The sequence below is a fragment of the Streptosporangium sp. NPDC020145 genome, assembly GCF_040631275.1.
Lineage (GTDB): Bacteria > Actinomycetota > Actinomycetes > Streptosporangiales > Streptosporangiaceae > Streptosporangium.
In genome coordinates, this window is sequence record NZ_JBEXZT010000006.1 from 99441 (window position 1) to 118673 (window position 19233).

General features: G+C 70.1%; 19 protein-coding genes. 7 read left to right on the forward strand and 12 right to left on the reverse strand.

Annotation, left to right across the window (positions count from 1 at the left end; translation table 11 throughout):
- Positions 1-70 precede the first annotated feature (70 nt).
- Together ABZ463_RS13860 and ABZ463_RS13865 are read right to left on the reverse strand one after the other, a co-directional pair.
- On the reverse strand, positions 71-1090 hold the full coding sequence (locus tag ABZ463_RS13860) for a hypothetical protein (protein WP_352011984.1): 1020 nt from the start codon (positions 1088-1090) through the stop codon (positions 71-73).
- 220 nt (positions 1091-1310) lie between these two features.
- A complete protein-coding gene (locus tag ABZ463_RS13865) occupies positions 1311-1670 on the reverse strand; it encodes a BlaI/MecI/CopY family transcriptional regulator (RefSeq protein ID WP_352011983.1) in 360 nt (119 codons plus the stop codon).
- Between the two features lie 478 nt (positions 1671-2148).
- Here ABZ463_RS13865 and ABZ463_RS13870 point away from each other — a divergent pair, with 478 nt between their 5' ends.
- Genes ABZ463_RS13870 through ABZ463_RS13885 form a run of 4 tightly spaced genes read left to right on the forward strand, consistent with a single transcriptional unit; the run spans position 2149 to position 6619 of the window.
- Entirely contained in the window at positions 2149-3354 is a 1206-nt protein-coding gene (locus ABZ463_RS13870) for an ABC transporter substrate-binding protein (protein ID WP_352011982.1), read from the forward strand.
- Entirely contained in the window at positions 3347-4204 is an 858-nt protein-coding gene (locus ABZ463_RS13875) for a branched-chain amino acid ABC transporter permease (protein ID WP_352011981.1), read from the forward strand. Before ABZ463_RS13870 ends, ABZ463_RS13875 begins: the two co-directional genes overlap by 8 nt.
- Positions 4191-5909, forward strand: coding sequence for an ATP-binding cassette domain-containing protein (locus ABZ463_RS13880; protein ID WP_352011980.1), 1719 nt, complete (start codon positions 4191-4193; stop codon positions 5907-5909). Before ABZ463_RS13875 ends, ABZ463_RS13880 begins: the two co-directional genes overlap by 14 nt.
- Positions 5906-6619, forward strand: a complete 714-nt coding sequence (locus ABZ463_RS13885) for an ABC transporter ATP-binding protein (RefSeq protein ID WP_352011979.1) — start codon at positions 5906-5908, stop codon at positions 6617-6619. Before ABZ463_RS13880 ends, ABZ463_RS13885 begins: the two co-directional genes overlap by 4 nt.
- An 80-nt stretch (positions 6620-6699) precedes the next feature.
- On the opposite strand, the gene ABZ463_RS13890 is transcribed toward ABZ463_RS13885, so the two are convergent.
- On the reverse strand, positions 6700-7227 hold the full coding sequence (locus ABZ463_RS13890) for a MarR family transcriptional regulator (protein ID WP_362776045.1): 528 nt from the start codon (positions 7225-7227) through the stop codon (positions 6700-6702).
- Positions 7228-7534: 307 nt separating this feature from the next.
- On the opposite strand from ABZ463_RS13890, the gene ABZ463_RS13895 reads away from it, so the two are divergent.
- Positions 7535-8242 (forward strand): SDR family oxidoreductase, encoded by a 708-nt coding sequence (locus tag ABZ463_RS13895; protein WP_362776047.1) that lies wholly within the window; start codon positions 7535-7537, stop codon positions 8240-8242.
- Positions 8243-8252: 10 nt separating this feature from the next.
- Here ABZ463_RS13895 and ABZ463_RS13900 read toward each other — a convergent pair whose 3' ends face one another.
- From ABZ463_RS13900 to ABZ463_RS13935, 8 genes are all read right to left on the reverse strand, one after another.
- Positions 8253-8942: a dienelactone hydrolase family protein gene (locus ABZ463_RS13900; protein ID WP_362776049.1), complete on the reverse strand. Its 690-nt coding sequence runs from the start codon at positions 8940-8942 to the stop codon at positions 8253-8255.
- Positions 8943-8982: 40 nt separating this feature from the next.
- Positions 8983-9645, reverse strand: coding sequence for a phosphoribosyltransferase (locus ABZ463_RS13905; protein WP_362776409.1), 663 nt, complete (start codon positions 9643-9645; stop codon positions 8983-8985).
- 82 nt (positions 9646-9727) lie between these two features.
- Entirely contained in the window at positions 9728-10156 is a 429-nt protein-coding gene (locus ABZ463_RS13910) for a hypothetical protein (protein ID WP_362776051.1), read from the reverse strand.
- A gap of 22 nt (positions 10157-10178) precedes the next feature.
- Complete coding sequence (locus tag ABZ463_RS13915) at positions 10179-11198, reverse strand: hypothetical protein (protein ID WP_352011974.1); 1020 nt, start codon at positions 11196-11198, stop codon at positions 10179-10181.
- A 36-nt stretch (positions 11199-11234) separates the two neighbouring features.
- Positions 11235-13208: a hypothetical protein gene (locus ABZ463_RS13920; protein WP_362776053.1), complete on the reverse strand. Its 1974-nt coding sequence runs from the start codon at positions 13206-13208 to the stop codon at positions 11235-11237.
- Positions 13205-13939, reverse strand: a complete 735-nt coding sequence (locus ABZ463_RS13925; protein ID WP_362776055.1) for a toll/interleukin-1 receptor domain-containing protein — start codon at positions 13937-13939, stop codon at positions 13205-13207. The genes ABZ463_RS13920 and ABZ463_RS13925 overlap by 4 nt, the downstream gene beginning before the upstream one ends.
- Positions 13940-13953: 14 nt before the next feature.
- Positions 13954-15243, reverse strand: a complete 1290-nt coding sequence (locus tag ABZ463_RS13930; protein ID WP_362776057.1) for a helix-turn-helix transcriptional regulator — start codon at positions 15241-15243, stop codon at positions 13954-13956.
- Between the two features lie 360 nt (positions 15244-15603).
- Positions 15604-17010 carry an MFS transporter gene (locus tag ABZ463_RS13935; protein WP_352011970.1) on the reverse strand — a complete coding sequence of 469 codons (1407 nt, stop codon included), beginning with the start codon at positions 17008-17010 and terminating at the stop codon, positions 15604-15606.
- A 138-nt stretch (positions 17011-17148) separates the two neighbouring features.
- Between ABZ463_RS13935 and ABZ463_RS13940 the strand changes: the two genes are divergently transcribed.
- Entirely contained in the window at positions 17149-17736 is a 588-nt protein-coding gene (locus ABZ463_RS13940; protein ID WP_352011969.1) for a helix-turn-helix domain-containing protein, read from the forward strand.
- On the opposite strand, the gene ABZ463_RS13945 is transcribed toward ABZ463_RS13940, so the two are convergent.
- Complete coding sequence (locus tag ABZ463_RS13945; RefSeq protein WP_362776061.1) at positions 17717-17953, reverse strand: hypothetical protein; 237 nt, start codon at positions 17951-17953, stop codon at positions 17717-17719. The genes ABZ463_RS13940 and ABZ463_RS13945 overlap by 20 nt on opposite strands.
- 74 nt (positions 17954-18027) lie before the next feature.
- On the opposite strand from ABZ463_RS13945, the gene ABZ463_RS13950 reads away from it, so the two are divergent.
- Entirely contained in the window at positions 18028-19215 is a 1188-nt protein-coding gene (locus ABZ463_RS13950) for a four-carbon acid sugar kinase family protein (RefSeq protein WP_362776063.1), read from the forward strand.
- Positions 19216-19233: the final 18 nt, after the last annotated feature.

The following is a 19233-nucleotide window of genomic DNA, read 5'->3' on the forward strand; positions in this document are numbered from 1 at the left end:
GTACGGCGGCACCGCCTGCACGGCGAGGAGGTGCTCGACCTCACCTGACGCCCCGGCCGGGGGCGAGCGGTCAGTAGACCGAGATGTGGACGTGGTCGTAGTGGTTGGCGGTGACGCCGCCCCGGTTGGACATGCCACGCCAGCCGGAGCCGGTGTTGATGCGCTGGCGCCAGATGACGTACTTGACGCCGAGGCGGTCCTTGTTCTCGATGGCCCAGGCGGCCACCTCGTCGCCGAGCTTGACGTTGCCCGCGCTGGGCATGGAGCCGCCCGAGCTCATCATGAAGTCGCAGGCGCGGCCGAGCGGGTGCTCCCCGCCTCCGGCGATGCCCCCGTCCACCCGGTAGCAGCCGATGCCGAAGTGCGGGCTGAAGCGCTGCGCGACCAGCTGGCGGACCAGGCGCATCCGGGGAGTGATGTTGTCGGGGCCGGAGGGAAGCTGGGGGACCCAGCTGCCGTCGGCCCTCCTGGTGCCCGGGGTGGGGTAGAGCCGGTCGATCCTGTCCTTGATCGTGTCGATCAGCTCCAGGGTCCGCTTCTTCTGCTCGCCGAGTTTCCTCAGCGAGTCGCGCAGCTCCTTCGCGCGCTGCTCCGCCGAGGCCTTCGCCCGCTGGTAGGTGTCCCTGACCTGGGAGAACCCGTTGAGCCTGGCGTCCCGGCCCTCCATGATCTGCTGCATGAGGGCCATCTGGTTGAGCAGGTCCGCCGGATCGCCCGCGCTCATCAGGACCGGGAGCGTCCCGGGGATGCCGGTGCGGTAGCGCTGGGCGGCCAGTGTGCGGACCTCCCGCGCGGCCTGGTCGAAGTCCGTCTGCGCCCGCCGCAGCTCGCCCGCGGCGGCCTTCTCCGCCTTCTCGGCCTTCTGCAGCGCGACCCGCCCCGTGTAGTACTCGGCGATCATGGACTCGGACCGCTTCTGGAGCCGTGCCAGCTCCGCACGGAGCTGCTTGGCGGTGGGTTTCGGCGCGGCGTGGCCCTCGGCCTGGGGTACGGCGCACAGCACGAGGACGGCGGCCGAGGCGGTCAGCCCCCTGAACGCGCCCCGCCATCGGCCTGAACGGGACAGCGCCGCCACGTCTCTCCTTCGCACCGGCCCTCCCGCCGGGAGGGGCGTCCAGGGCCCCTTCCCACGGATGTGGAGGGGTTTCGGAGGCGTCGCCTCCCATCCGATGGACGATAGTAGGAGATGGTGCACCGAACAGGCCGGGCATGCCAAATCAGGCGCCCAACCCCTCTTCCGAGGACCGTTCCAGCGCTCTCGCGCCCCGAAATCGGGATATTCTCCTACCTGAGGTAGTAGGTCCGCCCCGCTACTCCAGGGGGCACACCCTGAGCGCCGCGCCCAGCGCCGCCGACTCCTCCGGGGTGAGCCGCTCAAGGAAGTGCACCAGCGTGGCCGTACGGTTGCCGCCCGAGGCCAGGGCGTCGCGCATGAGGTCGGCGACGTAGGCCTCCCTGCTGGCGACCGTCTCGTAGACGTAGGCCCTGCCGACCATCCGCCTGCGGAGCAGGCCCTTGGTGTGCAGCTTGTCCATCACGGTCATGACCGTGGTGTAGGCGATCTCCCGTTCCGCGCGGAGGTCCTCAAGCACGTCCCTGACCGGCGCGGGCCTGCGGGACGACCACAGGCGTTCCATGATCACGGACTCCAGGTCCCCCAGACCGCGCATCGCGTGCGGCTCCCCTCTATCCGCTCCGTCCGCGGATCGTCCGATGCTACCCGGCGTCGTAGATCCTCACCCGGCCACCGAAGGGGACGAACGACTCGAAAGCGCCCCACTCCCCCAAGATCATACGGAGCCAAAGTAAATCCTCACTCTTTACATTGATGTGACTTGTTCACCGGGGGTGAGCGCCATATGTTTTGGGACCAAACATTGAGTGTTCCTCGCCGCAGGAGGTCTCGATGCGCCTCACCCCCGATCCCGGGGTGCCGGAAACCACGACGCCGGCAGCCGATCCTGCCTCGAACCGTGTGAGACCCGTGGCGAACCAGGGGGACCGGCGTCCCACGCCCACGACCGGATGCCGATCCGGGCGGATCCGCCGGACCGTCCGACGTGCCCACCGTCCCAACGATCCCGGACGGCGGGCCCCCGACGCCGCCGCCGATCGCAAGACCCCCCACCTCATGAAAGGCACCGTCCCATGGGAAAGATCTCCAAGGGCCTCGCGGCGGGAGCGATCGCGCTCCTGACCGTCAGCGCCGCCGCGTGCGGTTCGGGCGACACGGGGAGTCCCGGTGACGCCAAGGGCGCCACGTCCACCGACCCCATCGTCGTCGGAGCGATCAGCTCGCTGAGTGGCCCCGCCGCCTTCCCCGAGGCCTCCCAGGCCGCCAAGGCCGTCTTCGACCGCGTCAACGCCGAGGGCGGCGTCAACGGCCGCAAGATCTCCTACGTCAGCGTGGACGACAAGGGCGACCCGAGCACGGCCGCCCAGGCCTCCAGGGACCTCATCCAGAACAAGGGCGCCGTGGCGCTCGCGGGCGGCGCCAGCCTCCTCGACTGCCAGGTCAACGGCGCCTTCTACGCCCAGTCCGGGATCTCCTCGATCTCCGGGACCGGCATCGACCCCGGCTGCTTCACCTCCCCCGCCATCTCCCCGGTCAACACCGGCCCCTTCCTCGGCACGACCGTCACCCTCTACCACGCCTCCGAGGTCCTGAAGATCGACAAGCTGTGCGGCTTCTTCGTGATCCTCGGCGGCACCTCCGACGCCTACAAGGGCGCCGTCGAGCAGTGGTCGAAGATCACCGGCAAGCAGCTGCTCATCAACGACCGGAGTCTGTCGGGCAACACCACCGACTACACCCCCTACATCCTGCGGGCGCGGGACGCGGGCTGTAAGGGCGTCGTCTTCAACGGCACCGAGCCCATGTCGGTCGGCTGGGTGAAGGCCGCCCAGGCGCAGGGCGTCTCCGGCATCAAGTGGCTGGTGCTCACCTCGACCTACACCGACGCCGCGGTCAAGGCCTTCGGCGACGCGGGCAAGGACGTCGTGGCCCTGTCGGAGTTCGAGCCCTACTCCGACACCTCCTCCGAGGCCACCAAGGACTGGCGGGAGCTCATGACCCAGAACAAGGTGCCGCTCACCTCCTTCGCCGAGGGCGGCTACCTGGCGGCGACGAACCTGGTGACCGCGCTCAAGGGCATCAAGGGCGACATCACCCGCGAGTCGGTGACCGCGGCGCTGAAGGCGCTCACGCCGATCGAGTCGCCCATGGTCGGCACGCCGTACGCCTTCGGGCCCGACCAGGCGCACTCCTCCAACCGGGCGGCCAAGTTCGTCCAGCCGGACAACGGCTCCTGGAAGGTCATGACCCCGGACTGGATCCGGCTGCCCAATGCTTGAGGGCGCCATCGCGGGCCTGACCGCGGGCGGCGCCTACGCCGTCCTCGGTCTGTGCCTGACCCTGATGTACCGCCTGGGCCGGGTGGTCAACCTGGCCCAGGCGGCGATCGGCGTCGTCGGGGTCTACACGATGTCCGTTCTGGCCGACGGCGGCGTGCCGTACGCCGTGGCGGTCCTCATCGGCCTGGCGGGGTCGGCGCTGGTCGCCGCCGCGCTCGGCTACATGATGGGGCGCTGGTTCGCCGAGGCCGGAACCGACCAGCGCTCCGCGATCGCCATCGCCTACCTCGTGGGCCTGCTCGCCGCGGAGTACCTCGTCTTCGGCACCGACCCCCGGCAGATCCCCGGTGTCCTGGGCGGCCCGCTGGCCACCGTCGGCGGTGTCACCATCACCCAGGCGGCCACGGTCTGCGTGGCGGCGGCGGTGCTCATCACCGCGGGCGTGTCGGTGTTCCTGGCCAGGACCGCGGTCGGCCTGCGGCTGCGGGCGTTGTCGCAGCGGCCGACCACGGCCGAGCTGATGGGCATCCCGAGCAGGAGGCTCGGCGTCGGGCTGTGGGCGGTGACCGGCCTGCTGGCCACCGCCGTCCTGCTGGTGGTCGCCCCGCAGCAGAACAGCGACCAGCTCTCCCTCGGCCTGATGGTGATCCCGGCGTGCGCCGCGGCCCTGGTCGGCGGGTTCAGGAGCCTGGTCGGCACCGCCGTCGGCGGTCTGGCGCTGGGCGCCCTGCAGGGGGCGCTCGCGCACGTCAGTCAGCTTCAGGAGTTCCGCGACGTGGTCCCCTTCGTGGCGATCCTCGCGATCCTGCTGTGGTCCCAGCGTGGGGAGGTGTGGGATGCGGCGCGTTGAGATGACCGGGCCCGCGGCCCAGCTCGCCGGCGCGCTCGCCGCGATCGCCGTGCTGGCCGCCCTCGTCCCGCAGTACTGGCTCTTCCTGGGCACGACGGCCCTGGTGACGGCGATCTCGCTGAGCGGGCTCGGGATCGTCACCGGCCGCGCGGGCATGATCTCGCTGTGCCAGATGTCGTTCATGGCGCTGGGCGCCTGGGTCGTCTGCGAGCTGAACGTCCTGGCGGCGCCCGGCGGTCTGGTCCTGTGGATCCTGCTGGGCGGTGTCGCCGCCGTACCGCTGGGCGTCCTGCTCGGCCTGCCCGCGCTGCGGCTGCGCGGGGTGCACCTGGCCGTGGTGACGCTCGGCTTCTCCGCCGCGGCCGACGTGATCATCGCGGCGGCCGGCTTCCCCGGCGCGACGACCTTCCAGCAGGTGCTCAGGCCCGCCTTCATCGCCACCGACACCGCCTACTTCGTGTTCGCCGCCCTGCTCTTCGTGGCGGGCGCGGTCGCGGTGCGGCTGCTCGGCCGCACCCGGTACGGCACGGCGTGGCGGGCGCTGCGCTTCTCCGAGCGCGCCACGGCCGCGGCGGCCATGAGCGTGCCGCGCGCCAAGCTGGCCGCGTTCGCGCTGAGCGCCTTCTTCGGCGGCATCGCGGGAGGCGTGCTGGCCGGGCAGATCGGCGTGGTCACCGCGCAGAACTTCGACACCGTGGACTCCCTCATCCTGCTGGTCGTGGCCGTCATGGCGGGCAGCGAGTACGCGGGCGGCGCCATCGCGGGAGGCGTCCTGATGGTGTTCGTCCCGGAGATCCTCCGTGGCCTGGGCGTCCCCCAGGACTGGGGCAGCCTGCTGTTCGCCGTCGGCGCCGTGCAGACGCTGTCCACCGGCCTCAGCATGAGCGAGGACCTGGTGCGCCGCTTCCGGCGCCGCAGGGCCGCCGCCGTGTCCGGGGAACCCGGCGATCGTACGTCCCACCGGGCCTCGGGCGTCACGCCCGAGCGGGGCGAGCGGCCCGTCCTGGTGGTCGAGGGCCTGTCGGTCTCCTACGGCCGGGTCACCGCGCTCTCCGGGGTCGACCTGGTCGTGCCCGAGCGGACCGTGATGGGACTGATCGGCCCGAACGGCGCGGGCAAGTCGACGTTCACCGACGCGGTGACCGGCTTCGTCCGCGGCGCGACCGGCTCGGTCACGCTCGACGGGCGGCGCCTTGACGGCCTGCCCGTGCACCGCAGGGCGGCCGCGGGGCTGCGCCGTACGTTCCAGCAGGACCGGGTCCCGCCCGGCCTCACCGTCGCGGGTTTCCTGCGCTTCTCCGCGCACCGCCGGGTGAGCGCGGCCGAACTCGACGAGATGGCCGGCTTCCTGAACCTGGGCGCCCTGAACCGGCACGTCAGCGAGCTGGACGTGGGCAGCAGGCGGCTGCTGGAGGTCGCCGGGGCGCTGCTCTCCCGGCCCAAGGTGATCATCCTCGACGAACCGGCCGCGGGCCTGGCCCACGCCGAGTCCATGGAGCTCGCCGAACGCCTCACGGAGGTGCCCGGCAGGTTCGGCGCCTCGGTCCTGCTGATCGAACACGACCTGGAGATGGTACGGCGGGCCTGCGCGGAGGTCGTGGTGCTCGACTTCGGCGAGGTGATCGCGGCCGGGCCGCCCGCGACGACGCTGGCCAGACCCGAGGTCGCCCGCGCGTATCTGGGAGACGAGGTGGCGCTGGCATGACCTCCAGCCTGGTTCTCGACGACGTGACCGTCGCACGCGGCGGCGCCCCGATCGTCAGGGGTGTCTCGCTCACCGCGCCCGCCGGGGAGGTGACGGCGCTGCTCGGGCCGAACGGCGCGGGCAAGACCACGCTCCTGGAGTCGATCTCCGGCGTGATCCCGATCACCGGCGGCACCGTCTCCCTCAACGGCGGGCGCCTCAACGCCCTGGACCGGGTGGCCCGGGCCAGGGCGGGCGTCGCCCACGTCGAGCAGGGCCGTACGGTCTTCCCCGACCTGACGGTCGCGGAGAACATCCTGGTGGTACGGCGCGGCCCCCGCGTGATCGACGAGGCCCTTGAGCTGTTCCCCGAACTGCACAAGAGACTCGACGTGGCCGCCTCACTGCTGTCCGGAGGCGAGCAGCAGATGCTCGTGCTGGCCAGGGCTCTGGCGGCAAGGCCGTCGGCGTTGCTGATCGACGAGATGTCGCTCGGCCTCGCCCCGGTGATCGTCCAGCGGCTGCTGCCCGTGGTGCGGGACCTGGCCGCCTCCGGGGTGGCGGTGCTGCTCGTCGAGCAGTTCGCGACACTGGCCCTGAAGATCGCCGACACCGCGCACGTGCTCGCCGGCGGCACGCTGACCTACTCGGGCCCGGCCGCCGGGCTGCGCTCGGCTCCCGAACGGCTGCACGCGGCCTATCTCGGGGAGCCGCCTCCGTCCGGCTCCTGACGCCCCCGGCGTCCCGCCGCTCCGGTGCCCCGGGGCGGCGGGGCTCCCCGCCCGGCCTCATGCGCCCCGGCCGGGCGGGGTCAGGGGCGCGCGGTTCCCTCCAGATGCTGGACCACCACCCGCAGGCTCGCGGCCAGGGCGCGGCGCCGCCGACTGTCGAGCTCCTTGACGACGAAGGCCTCCTCCCGGTTGAACTGCGGGAAGAGGGACCGCATCAGGCGTTCGCCCGAAGGGGTCAGGGTGACCATCACCCGGCGCCTGTCGGCGGGGTTGGGCGCGCGCCGTACGTAACGGTGGGACTCCAGGGTCTTCAGGACGCCGGTGAGGGTGCCCTTGGCGATGCCGGCCTCCTTGGCGACGTACCGGGTCTCGCTCTCCCCCCAGATCCACACGACCCACATGACGACGAACCCGGTCCAGGTGAGGCCGGTGTCGCGGAGCACCGTCTGTTCGAGGTGGTTACGGATCGCGGTCGAGGCCCGGTAGATGTTGGAGACGGCCCACATCGCCTCGAAGTCGAGGTCGAGGCCGCCCAGCCGATCGCCGACGGCCTCTTCCGTGCTGCGCAGGGTGTGGTGTCCCGTCATCTCGGTGCGGCGCTCCCTCACTGTTCCGCTCCACCCTACGATCATGCTCGCCGCGGCTTCTTTCCGGGGGCACCCGAGCGGGAGACCAACCGCCGGAAATATCCGGACAACAAGGGTTTGGTCCCGAACCATATTTCAGGGAGGTCACGGGGAACAAGGCATCACAGGCCTGATTTTCCGGTAAATCACCACGTCGTCCCACGGTTACCCCGGACGCATGGCTTGTGCCTCACCCGCCCCCCATCTATCGTACGGAAGCAAATGAATTGCCCGCCGTCCACTGCCGGGCGAGATATCCGAAATTTCGGCACATAGCAAGGAGTCCTTGATGGATCTCGGACTGTCCGGTCTTTCCGCCCTGGTCACCGGCGGAGCCAGCGGGATAGGCCGCGCGACCGTGGACGCCCTCCTCGCCGAGGGGGCGGCCGTGACGGTCCTGGACCGGGCGCCCCGGCCGGACGGCCTGGACGTCACCTGGATCCAGGGGGACGTCACCGACGAGGAGGCCGTACGGTCCGCGGTCCCGTCGCGCCTGGACGTCGTCGTCGGCTGCGCGGGGATCTCCGGCCCCATGGGCACCGACGCGCGGCTGACGGCCCGCGACGACTTCGCCAGGACCCTGGAGGTCAACCTCACCGGGCAGTTCCTGCTGGCCAAGCACGCCGCGGCCGCTCTCGCCGGAAGCTCCTGTCCCTCGATCGTGTTCGTGGCCTCCGACTCCAGCTTCGTCGCCGCCCCCGGCATGGCCGCCTACTGCGCCTCCAAGGGCGGCGTCCTGATGCTCACCAAGGCGCTGGCCGTCGACTTCGCGTCCGACGGCATCCGGGTCAACTGCGTCTGCCCGAGCATCGTCGACACCCCGATGGCCAGGGGCGACCTCGGCGAGGCCTTCGACGAGCTCGACTGTCCCGTGCTGCGGCCCGAGGACGTCGCCCGCGCGATCCTCTACCTGGCCTCCCCCGCGGCCAGGGGCGTCAACGGCACCGCGCACGTCCTCGACTTCGGCGGCCTGGCGACCTCGACCTTCCCCGCCTGATCCCCGTCCCTCAGCCCCCGGCCTGCGGGGCCTGCGGGCTCCCCTGCAGGTGACGCAGGAACCAGTCCCCCGCCAGGGCCGCGACCCTCTCCAGTGCCCCCGGCTCCTCGAAGAGGTGCGTGGCCCCCGGCACGATCTCAAGCCCCGTCCGCCCCGGCAGCCGCGCCAGAGCGTCGCGGTTGAGCTCGATGACGGCCTGGTCGCGTTCCCCGACGATGAGCAGCGTGGGCGCGCGGACCGCCGCGAGCGCCTCACCGGCCAGGTCCGGCCGCCCGCCCCGGGACACGACCGCCCTCACCAGGCCGGGTTTGGCGGCGGCCGCGGCGAGCGCGGCCGCCGCCCCCGTGCTCGCGCCGAAGAGCCCGACGCGCAGGCCCGCCGTCGGCTCGTGCCGCGCCAGCCACCCCGCCAGCGCGGCGAGCCGTACGGCCAGCCTGCCGACGTCGAAGCGGAACTCCCCCGTCCTGAGGTCGGCCTCCTCCTCAAGGGGGGTGAGCAGGTCGACCAGAACCGTCGCCAGCCCCGCCCTCCTGAGCTCGCCCGCCACGTAGCGGTTGCGGGGACTGTGACGGCTGCTGCCGCTGCCGTGCGCGAAGAGCACGACCCCGCTCGCGGGCCTGGGCACCACGACGTCGGCCTCAAGCACGACGTCCGCGGCCGGGATCTCCAACCGCTCCAGGTTCATCCTGACCGCGTTCACCGTTCCCCCTTGCCCGCTCTTGTCCTCCTCGACCGCCCCGTCACGCCCGCACCCGCCTGGCGGCCGCGGCGCGCAGGAGGTCCCGCACCTCCTCGTCCGTCGTCTGCTCGAAGTCCCGGTAGGAGAACCCGACGGCCGAGAAGAGAGGCGGAGTCGAGGCGCAGACCACCTGGTCGGCCGACTCACGCAGCTCTCCGATGGCCGGCTCCGGCGCGGTCGGGACGGCGACGACGATCCCGGCGGGCTCGTGGCGGCGCAGCGCCGCCACGGCGGCGCGCATGGTCGCCCCCGTCGCCAGCCCGTCGTCGACCACGACGACGGTCCTGCCCATGAGGTCGAGCGGGGCGCCGCCCTCCCGGTAGGCCCGTTCCCGCCTGACGAGCTCCCGGCGCTCGCCGGCCGTCACCTCCCGCAACGTCTCGGGCGAGACACCCGCCCTCCGGACGACGTCCTCGTTGAGCACGACGACCCCGCCCCCGGCGATCGCCCCCATCGCCAGCTCCTCGTGGCCGGGGAGCCCCAGCTTGCGGACGACGAAGACGTCGAGCGGCGCCCCGAGGGCCACGGCGATCTCGTAGGCCACGGGCACACCACCCCGGGGAAGGCCCAGGACGACGACGTCGGGCCTGCCCCGGTAGTGCTCCAGGAGCCTGGCCAGGACACGGCCCGCGTCCCGCCGGTCCTCGAACACCCGCTCCGCCATGACGGCCACCCTTCGTCTCCTCCACGGGTTATGCCCACCACCGAGGAACGACCTTTTCCAAACCAAGGACGTTCCACGAGTTTTACCCTTCGCCCGGCTTCCCCTTACCCCTGCGAGACCTGCGGTCGGGGTCATGGAAGATCAGACCGGAGATACTCCCGCTCTGGATCACCGGGCCGTACTGCACGCCGCCGCTGACGACGTTGTGCACATCACCTGACCGTTCCGGGGCCCCGAGCAGCCGACGCAGTTCCTCGGCCAGGGCCGGGTCGGATCGCAGCATGCCGTACAACCTGGCCCGCCAGTCCGCCTCGACGGCGTCGCGCGTCTCGCCGATGGCCGCGATCTCTTCCCTTGAGGCGTCCAGTCGCCGGGTCATGTGCCCGGTCTCACCGTCACGGGCGAGGAGACGTGCGACTCCGTCCTTCACCTGTGTCCACGAGTCGGAGATCATCAGTTCGACCAGCGTCGCCGCCCCCGCGCTCGCCAGCGCCACGAGTTCGGCCTCCATATCCGCCTCCACGGGTCGGTCGTCAGAAGCCCGGTTCCTCATCCCCGGGATCCGGTTCGGAACCGGGGTCGTCGGGCGCCGAGGTCGCCGGAGTGTCGAACCGGCGTTCCAGTTCGTCGGCCACGTCCTGCCTGCCGTGCCTGGAGACGACCTCGATCACGTGCCGGGCGAACAAGGCCCGTTGCGGTTCCCCCTCGGGAAGTCCCATCGCCTGCAGGAAGCCCTCGAAGTGGTCACCCGCCGTCCCGCCTCCCGCTGGAGAGGAGGCGAGATGCTGGAAGAGCTGGGACAGATTCTCGTTGTTCGCCGCCGAGGTGAGCCTGGCGAGCAGTTCGATGTCCTCCACCGTCTTCTGCACCTGGTCGTCGTTCTTGGCGAGCCACCAGACCACGGCACTTCCGGTGTCCTTGAGCACGTCCCCGCCGAGATACTCCCGTCTGCTCCGCTCGTATCTTCTCTCGTGCTCCCAGACCGCCTCCTTCTTACGCACCACGGCGAGCCTGTCCAGCCGCTTCTGGTCCTGTTCGGAGAGGGTGAGTGCGACCGACTCGGCCATCGCCTCCAGCCGCCCTCCGATGATCGGTTCCATCGTGCCGAGCACGGCGTTCAGCTCGTGCTGGACGAGCGAGACCCGCTCCGGCCGCCTCTCCTCGGTGACCGTCCTGGCACGTTCCAGGATCGCCTTGACTGCCAGGGCACCCGGATTACCGAAGGTCGGCGCATCGCGCTCCGGGCCGACGAGACGCCAGCGGACGGTCGCGGAGAACCGGAAGTCGTAGTCTGGCTCGCAGCTCGGCAGGACGACCTCCTGCAGGCCCTCTCGTTCGACCGGTATCACCGGCATCACCAGCGGCTCCGGTTCCGGCCACCCGGAATCCCGTGGACGGACGATGGCCCGGACGACCAGAACCGCCACGGCGACCAGCAGGGCCAGCGCCGGCCACGCCCACAGAGGCAGGGGGGCGAACAGGGCAAGACCCGCCAGAAGCAGCCCGCAGAAAACCGTGAAGTAGGCCGTCACCATCTTGCGGCCGGAATTCATGACGTTGTCTCCTTGATCCTTCGTTCCGGTGACGTCTCACGCGCCCGGAATGCCGATGACGGTGTCGATCCTTCGCCGGACGAGCTTGACGAGAAGAGTCCGGTCTTCCCGCTCTTCCGGCGGGGAGGTCGAGGCCAGGTCTCGTGCGGTGGTGTACAGACGGGACAGGACGTCCATGTGCTGGTCCCCGCCTTCCACGAGCGTGTCGAGGAGAAAGCCACGGTGCCGCTCATCCCGCGAGGCCTCGACAAGCCAGTCACGCATCCGAGGACTCCACAGGTCGGGTGGGCACTTGAAGACGGCTCCCCAGCAGCCCGTCAACCACCCCCTTACGACGGTTTCTGTGATCGGTGCCCGACGTCGGCCCCTGGGGTCCGTCAGCGACGCCGGGGCGGCGAGTTCCAGGAACAGGTCGATGTCGGCCGGATACCGCCTCTTCTTCTCCGGCTCCACGGCGAGCTGGTAGTTGAGCCTGTCCAGCATGAGGCGGTGCAACTGAGCCTTCTCCCGGACCAGTTCCACGAGGGCGTTCCGAGCGGTCTTGGTCGTATGCTCCCGTCTGGCCATGTGGTGAAGGCGGACCACGGCCTGGTCCGGATGGTGTACGGCGATGACGTCACGGCACGTCACAACGAGCATCTGAACGAACGCTCCAGGCAGCTGACCGTTGCATGCCCATTCGTAGATCTGTTTCCTGAAAAACCGACCGTGCTTCTTCTCCTTGAGCCCTTTCTCAAGAGCTATGGCGGCTGCCCACAGCCTCCGGGGGTCCGCCGAGGCCGTGGCCCAGCGATACACAGCATCGACCAGTAGCGGCCGGTATCTGTCATGCAGGCACTGCTCGGCGAATCGCTGAACCAGCCTGTCGCGATCTTGCTCATTAAGATCGTTTGATTTGATCGCTTTTCCCACCCAATCACGCAGATGCACACGAAGCTCGGGAACCTGCTTCCAGAAGTGGGCACGAATCGCGGAGTCGTACTCGACTCCCGTGAACCACACCCTGCCTGAAGCGTCGGGCTGCACATCGATGCCGTGTAGCCGCGTTGCGAGATCCTCTCGTTCCAGCAACTTACGCTCATCCTCCGGATGCCCGGCCATACGCAGCAGAGAGGCGGCGGCATGGTGCACGGCATCGGCGTGTGCGCCGTGCAGCATGGCCGTGGTCAGCAACAGCGCACGCTGCGGCCCTCCTTGTGTCCTGGAGAGGAGGCCGGCGATCTGCTTGCCCGTTCCGGTCATCACCGCGAGTGCGCTCTCACACCAGGCGGCGAATCCTTCTCCTTCCCGTGATCGTTCCTTCGCCTCCAGCACGATCCGGGCGAACCTCGCGATGTCCCGCATAGCACGCTCCCCGCTCAGGACGGCGGACAGTTCGGGAAACGAGAAGTCGATCTCCATCCCCGGGATACCACCCTCTCGCAGGTAGCGCCGCAGAACCTCTCTGGCCGGGGGGCGGGTGATCCCGGCGCGGTACCGGTCGAGATCCGCCCGGAACTCCTCGGCCCTGACTCTGTCCTGCGGAAACACCACCACCAACCGAGCCGCACGTTCCCGTACGGCCTTGATCAGCGGATAGAGGTCCTCCTGGATGCCACGCCAGTCCCGCTCCTCCACATCTGACAGGTCCAGCGACAACAAGCCGCGTTCCTCGACGTGGTCGGGGTCCAGACGCCGGGTCTCGTCCTCGGTCTTCGACGACAGCTCATGGAACGTCTCTGAGCCCGAATGATGCCCGTACAGCAGCATCCACGCTGCGGTGCTTCTCCCGCTGCCCGGCGCCCCGTCCAGAAAGACGACGTTGTGGGACTCCAAGATGTCCCGAGCCCTGTTGTATCCCCCTGGCAGGATGAACCGCGACCTGAGCCACACCAGCTCGTCGAGGGCACGAGCCCGCGGAGTCCTGCCTCGGGAGTCGGTAAGCACGGAGTTCATGAACGCGTAAATGTTCCCGACTCCAGTGTGGACCGGTCCCGTGCCGGAAACGAAAGAGTGGAACTGATCGCTCAACGGTTGTCGTCCTCATCCTTACGGGAACCGTCGAAGCGGTGGTGGATTCCTCCACGGCTGTCGCCCTTGACGTACGTGGCCCCATCTCCGAAGAAGTTCGGGGAGTTGCGGTGATCGTTCAAGTTTCCCTTGCCCGTGTGGACCGGTCCGTGGTTCCCCTTGATGACGGTGCCCACGTCACCGGTGATGTCGCGGGCCTGGACGGCCGTGCCGTACACGTCCGCCATCGAGTTATTCACGGAGCCAGGGGTCTCGGCGGCTCCCGGAGGCGGTGCGCCAAGTGACGGGACGCACTCCACGATCCGGTCGGCGAGACGTTCGAGGCTGGAGCGCACGTCCTGGTGCAGGTCCATCGGGAGCGACTGGTGCTCCGCCAGCACGGCCAGTTCCTTCGGCAGGTCACCGCGCTTCAGCCGTTCGGTCCTGCGGCCGTCGAGAAGCGGTATGACCGGGATTCCGTCCGCGAGTGCCTGGACGATCTCTCTGCGGACCCAGTCGTCCTCGTCGTGCAGTGCGGGGTGGTGAATCCAGTTCGGGCCGATGACGGCGAGCAGGACGGAGCTGCGCTTCACACCGTTGATCAGCTTCTCCGGATAGCGCTCGCCGGATTTGATGGACGTTCCCGCACGGAAAACCGTCCCTTCTCCGAAACGGTTGTTGAGTTCCTGCTCGATGACGACGGCACTCTTGTCGCCGTCTCCTGTTCGATAGTTGACGAATACCTCGTGCATGGTGATTGCCCTTTCTAGGAAACGTCGATCTGCAAAGCGATGTTGAGTTCGGGAGCCAGAGCGCGAACCGATGGATTGCGCGGGTGACGGGCCAGAGTGCGGCCGAGAGCCCGCAGGTCGGCGGTGATGGTGGCCGAGCTCACCGTGACGGCGCTGCCGAGCAGCCCAGCCACCAGGTCGCACGCGTGATCGATCTCGCCGGCTGCGGCGTGGGCGAGGGCGCGGCGCACTCCGTAACGGACCTGGGTGCGTACGGCGTGGACAGGAACCTGCGCCATCTGCCTGTCCATGACCTCGGCCGACTCCTCGGGACGCCCCAGGTCGTACAGGCACCAACCGGTGATCATCCCAGCCGGGTCGGGCAGGTTCGTCGTGCCGATAACAGGGGTGTCCGAATCCGGCACATGACTCGCGAGCAACGCCCGCGCCCTGTCCAGACTGCGCATACAGGCGTCGTAGTCACCCGCGAGCGCGTGCCCCTGCGCCTCCCGCTGCGCGGCCAGTCCACGAATTCGTGGCGGAGTCCCGTCGTCCTGCGCCTGCCGCGCCAGTTCCACGGTCTGTCCCGCGTCCTGCCGGTAGAGCGTGACCAATGCCCGGCGCACCAGACCGTAGGCCGCGAGGTCGCGGTCGCCACCCGCCGCAGCCAGATCGACGGCACGGCGCGTCCACCACAGGGCCGCCTCCTCGTTCCCCGACTCCTGCATCAGCCAGCCGACGTACTCGGCGTACCGGGAACCAAGTCTCAACAGCCCCTGGCGGGTACGCGGACCCGCGGTGGCGGCGAGTTCCCTGAGTGTGCCGGTCTGCGCGATGAGCACGGGGAGCAGCAGACCGGGCCTGACCGTCTGACCGAGTTGCCGGTACTGATCGAACAGCGACCGGGACGCGCCGAGAAGCGTCATCTCCTCCGTCGCTGAGGAGGCCCCATGCCCGCCGATGCTCATCCCGGCGATCGAGGCCGCGCCCGCCGCCATCATCTGTCTTCTGCTGACCGGCTGGAACAGGTTCCGCCCGTCCTCGGACAACTGCATCAACCACACCTCCTCACTGTCATCGCCCACCTCCGCGATCCCCGTCGTTGAGGACCGTTCACGAACCAGGGAGGCGAGCGCGCCTCCGGCGTTGAGCTTGCTGTCGCAGTGACGTGCCAGCTCACGGCTGGGCGCCTTGAGTCCTCGTTCGACTTTGCTCAGCTGGCTTTTGCTGTAATGGACCATTCCGGCCAGATCACTGAGAGTGAGACCGGCGGCGAGACGCCTTCTCCGGAGTTCTCCGCCGAATCGGATTCGCTGCTGGACCACACGAACCTCCGTCGAGGGTTGCCCGGACGGCCGTGATTCACCACTCGCAAGGGTGCGGCAGCCGAAGAGCCACCGACAAGGCCGGTACCGGTGTTTCCCGTTTCCACTTCGAATCGAATGGGAAACACCGCCCTCTGTCGAGCGGCTATATGCGCATATTTCCTGATTTGCAGCTGATTGATTTTTACTATGCAGCTGCCGGATCCCCTCAGCACCCGTCAAGGAGTACGGCTCAGCGAAAGGAGGGTTCACGGGACGGCGACGGGCCCGGCGACAGTCCGTATGGCCACCGGGCGGCAGTCCAACGCAGAAGGGCGGGGCGACCACCGTCGTCCCGCCCTCTCTTGAAGATGGTGTCCCTCAGTCCTTCGGGCCGGAGGTCTTCGGGCGGCCCCAGAGGGTCAGGGCGAGGAGCAACGCGACGGCCAGCGCGCCGCAGGCCCAGACGAACACCGACGAGATGGTCCGGGCGACGTCCCCGGTCCCCTGGGTCAGCGGGATCAGCAGGGTGGCCAGGCCAAGTGAGCCGCCGACGGTGAGCGCGGTCTGCAGCACCCCCGCCGTGACCCCGGCGTACTCGCTCGGAGCCGTGCTCAGCACGATCATGTTGAGCGGGACGATCGCCACGCCGACGCCGAGTCCCGTGACCACGAGGGCCGGGAGCACGTCGCTCGCGTAGGCGCCGCCACCGTCGAGGCGGGTCAGCCAGGCCACCCCGGCCAGCACGACCGCGAGACCGGCGAGCGCCCGCGTCTTGAGGCCGAACGCGGCGATGCGCCCGGTGAGGAGCTGGGTCGTGGCCAGCAGCGCCAGGCCGAAGGGCAGGATGGCCAGGCCACTGCGCAGCGCGTCGAAGCCGAGCGCCCCCTGCAGATACTGGACCAGATAGACCAGGAAGCCGGTGAGGACCGCCGCGAGCAGCAGCAGGCTCAGGAAGGCTCCGGCCCGGTCCCGCCCGGTGAGGACCGCGACGGGCAGCAGCGGCTCCGCGGCCCGCCGGTCCACCAGGAGCAGGACGACGACCAGCACGGCTGCGGCGCCGAGGGCCGTCAGGGTCCAGCGGTCGCCCCAGCCGCTCTCGGCGGCGTGCACGATGCCGTACACGGCGGTGACGAGGACCGTGGTGCTCAGCAGCGCACTGGGCAGCCCGAGCGGGCGGGAGCGGGTCGGCTCGTCGCGCAGGCCCAGCGCCCTGGCGGTGATCACGATGAGAACCAGCCCGATCGGCACGTTCACCAGCAGGCTCCAGCGCCAGTCCCCCGCCCAGGTCAGCACTCCGCCCAGCACCATCCCGGCTGAGGCTCCGAGGCCGGTCACGGTGGAGTAGAGGCCGAGGGCCCGTTGCTGCCGTTCCCCCTGGAAGACGATCGCGAGCAGCGCCAGGCCGGTGGGACCGGCGATGGCCGCGCCCGCGCCCTGCAGGACCCGGCCGGCGAGCAGCACCTCCAGGTTCGGCGCGAGACCGGCGACCAGCGAGGCCACCACGACCAGCGCGATCCCCGCGAGGAAGACCTTGCGGTGTCCCAGCACGTCGCCGAGGCGGCCGGCGAAAAGCAGCAGGCCGCCGAAGGCGAGGAGGAAGCCGTTGGGCACCCACGACCCTCCGGACACCGACAGGTGGAGATCGGACTGCAGGGCGGGAAGCGCGACGTTCACGATCGTGCCGTCGAGCTGGAGCATGAACTCGGCGCCGACGATCGCCGTGAGCACGAGGGCCCACGCCCTGTCGCTCCGCGGGAGACCGGCCGGGACGCTTTCCTGGGTCATGAAACCTCCACGGTTCACCGGCGGGGCGCACAGTGAGGCACCCTCAGGTTAATGGGCATGCCTATACTGAGGCGATCTCAGGTTAGGCGGCAGCATTCAAACTGAGGGTTCCTCAGGTTGTCAAGCGGGAGGTAGCCGGTGGACGACAGGCCATACATCGCCCAGCGCCCGAGGAGGGCCGACGGGCAGCGTAACTACGACGCCATCCTCGCCGCGGCGCGCAAGGCGTTCGAGGCCTCCGGCTCCGACGCCTCCCTGGAGGAGATCGCGAGCCAGGCCGGAGTGGCGATCGGCACGCTGTACCGCCACTTCCCCACCCGCGCCGCGCTCGTCGAGGCCACCACCCGTGACGGCCTGGAGAACCTCGTCGCCCAGGCCGGACGGCTGGCCTCGGAGCGGGACCCGCTCGACGCGCTGACCGGGTGGATGAGCGAGGCCGTCGTGCACTTCAGCACCTTCCGCGGCCTCGTCGGCATCCTCACCCGGAGCATGTACGACGAGGGAACCCCCTCGCACGCCATGTGCGCCGCGATGCACCGCAGTGGCGCCGACCTGTTGCGCGCCGCCCAGACGGCAGGTGACGTGCGTGCCGACCTCACCCCCGGGGAGCTGTTCGACCTTCTCAGCGGCGTCGCCTGGGTGCGCGAGCAGACGGTCTCCCGGGGGGACGCCAGCGCACGCCTGCTCCGCCTGGCGCTGGAGGGCATCACCACCCGCGAGTCCTGACCTTCGGCGGGACCGCGCCCGCGCGTCGAGGCGCGGTCCGTTCGTCCATGTCCGCGACCACACGGACGGCCTCGCCGCCGCCGGGCTCCCGGCCGTACGGCGTAGCGCACGAGACCTCGGAGGAACGACGCGGACCGGCCCGTGTCGCCGGGGCGTCACCGGCCAGGTCGGAGCGGCTCCGCTCCCCGCCCCGGCCCTGCCGGGGAACGTGCGACATTCGTCGAATGACTGCCGGTCATCGGCTCAATACTCTCGGGGGAGTTGCCGACGTCGAGAACGGAACCCCCATCGATGGCCCCCTCAAAGCTGCCGCGTCCCCCTCGTGCACCGGCCATGGGCATCCTCGCGGAGGACCTGCAGGGGTCCGTCGCGGTCGCCTGCCGGCTGCGCCAGCGCGGGCTCGACCCGGTGATCGTGCGTCACCCCGCAGCTGTCGTCTCCGACGCGGACGCCATCGTCGTCGACCTCGACCTGCACCACGCCGCGGGTGCCGCGGAGGCGCGTATCCGCGAGTGGGCGGCCTGGCTCGACGACCACGGCTGCGAGCGGGTCGAGGCGAAGCTCAACGCCGAACTGCGCGGCTCTCCGGACGCGCTGGTCGCCGGGATCGACGCGGGGCAGGACGAGAACGGCATCCTTCTCGTCGTCCCGGCCTATCCGACCGCCGGCCGTGTCTGCGTCGACGGCCACCTGCTCGCCCCCATGCCGGTGGGCGCCGGGCTCGACGTCGACGTGCGGTCCGCGATCCGCACCGAGAACGCCGAACTGATCGGGCTCACGACCCTTGACCAGGGCGCCGACGCCGTCACCGCGCGCATTCTTGAGGCCTGCGCCCGCGGCATCCGGCGGTTCGTCCTCGACGGCACGGTCGAGGCGCACCTCGGCACCGCCGCGCAGGCCGCGACCCGGCTTCGCGAGGAGGGGCACGCCGTCGCGACCGCGAGCACCGGCGGCTGGCTGAGGTTCTACCCCGACCTCGGCCGCGACGGTTTCGTCGTCGTCGTCACCCCCGGCAACCACGAAACCGACCTCGCGCAGTTGCGCAGGCTCGGAGCGGCCTACGGCTCCCGTGCGCTGATCACCACCGCCGCCGAAGCCGCGAGCTGGGGGACGGCCGCCGCGCACGAGGTGCTCGCCTCGCATCGGATCCTCGCCCTGCACGAGACCGACCGTGACGACCCCGACCGCTGGGTCGTCGCCGAACAGCTCGCCAGGGCGGTACGCGGCCTGCTCGACGCCTCGGCCCACGGCAAGAACAAGTGCCTCGGCGTGGTCGTCAGCGGTGGCCTGACGACCACGGCACTGGTCCAGCAGCTCGGCGGCACGAGCCTGAGCGCCGGGCTCGAACTTGAGCCGCTGTGCCCGACCGCCCGTATCACCGGGGGCGACTTCGACGACCTGCGACTGCTCTGCAAGGCCACCGGGACCGGCTCCGAGGAGACCCTGCTTCGCATGACCCGGCAGATCCTCGGGGCCTGATCCCGCTCACATCCCATG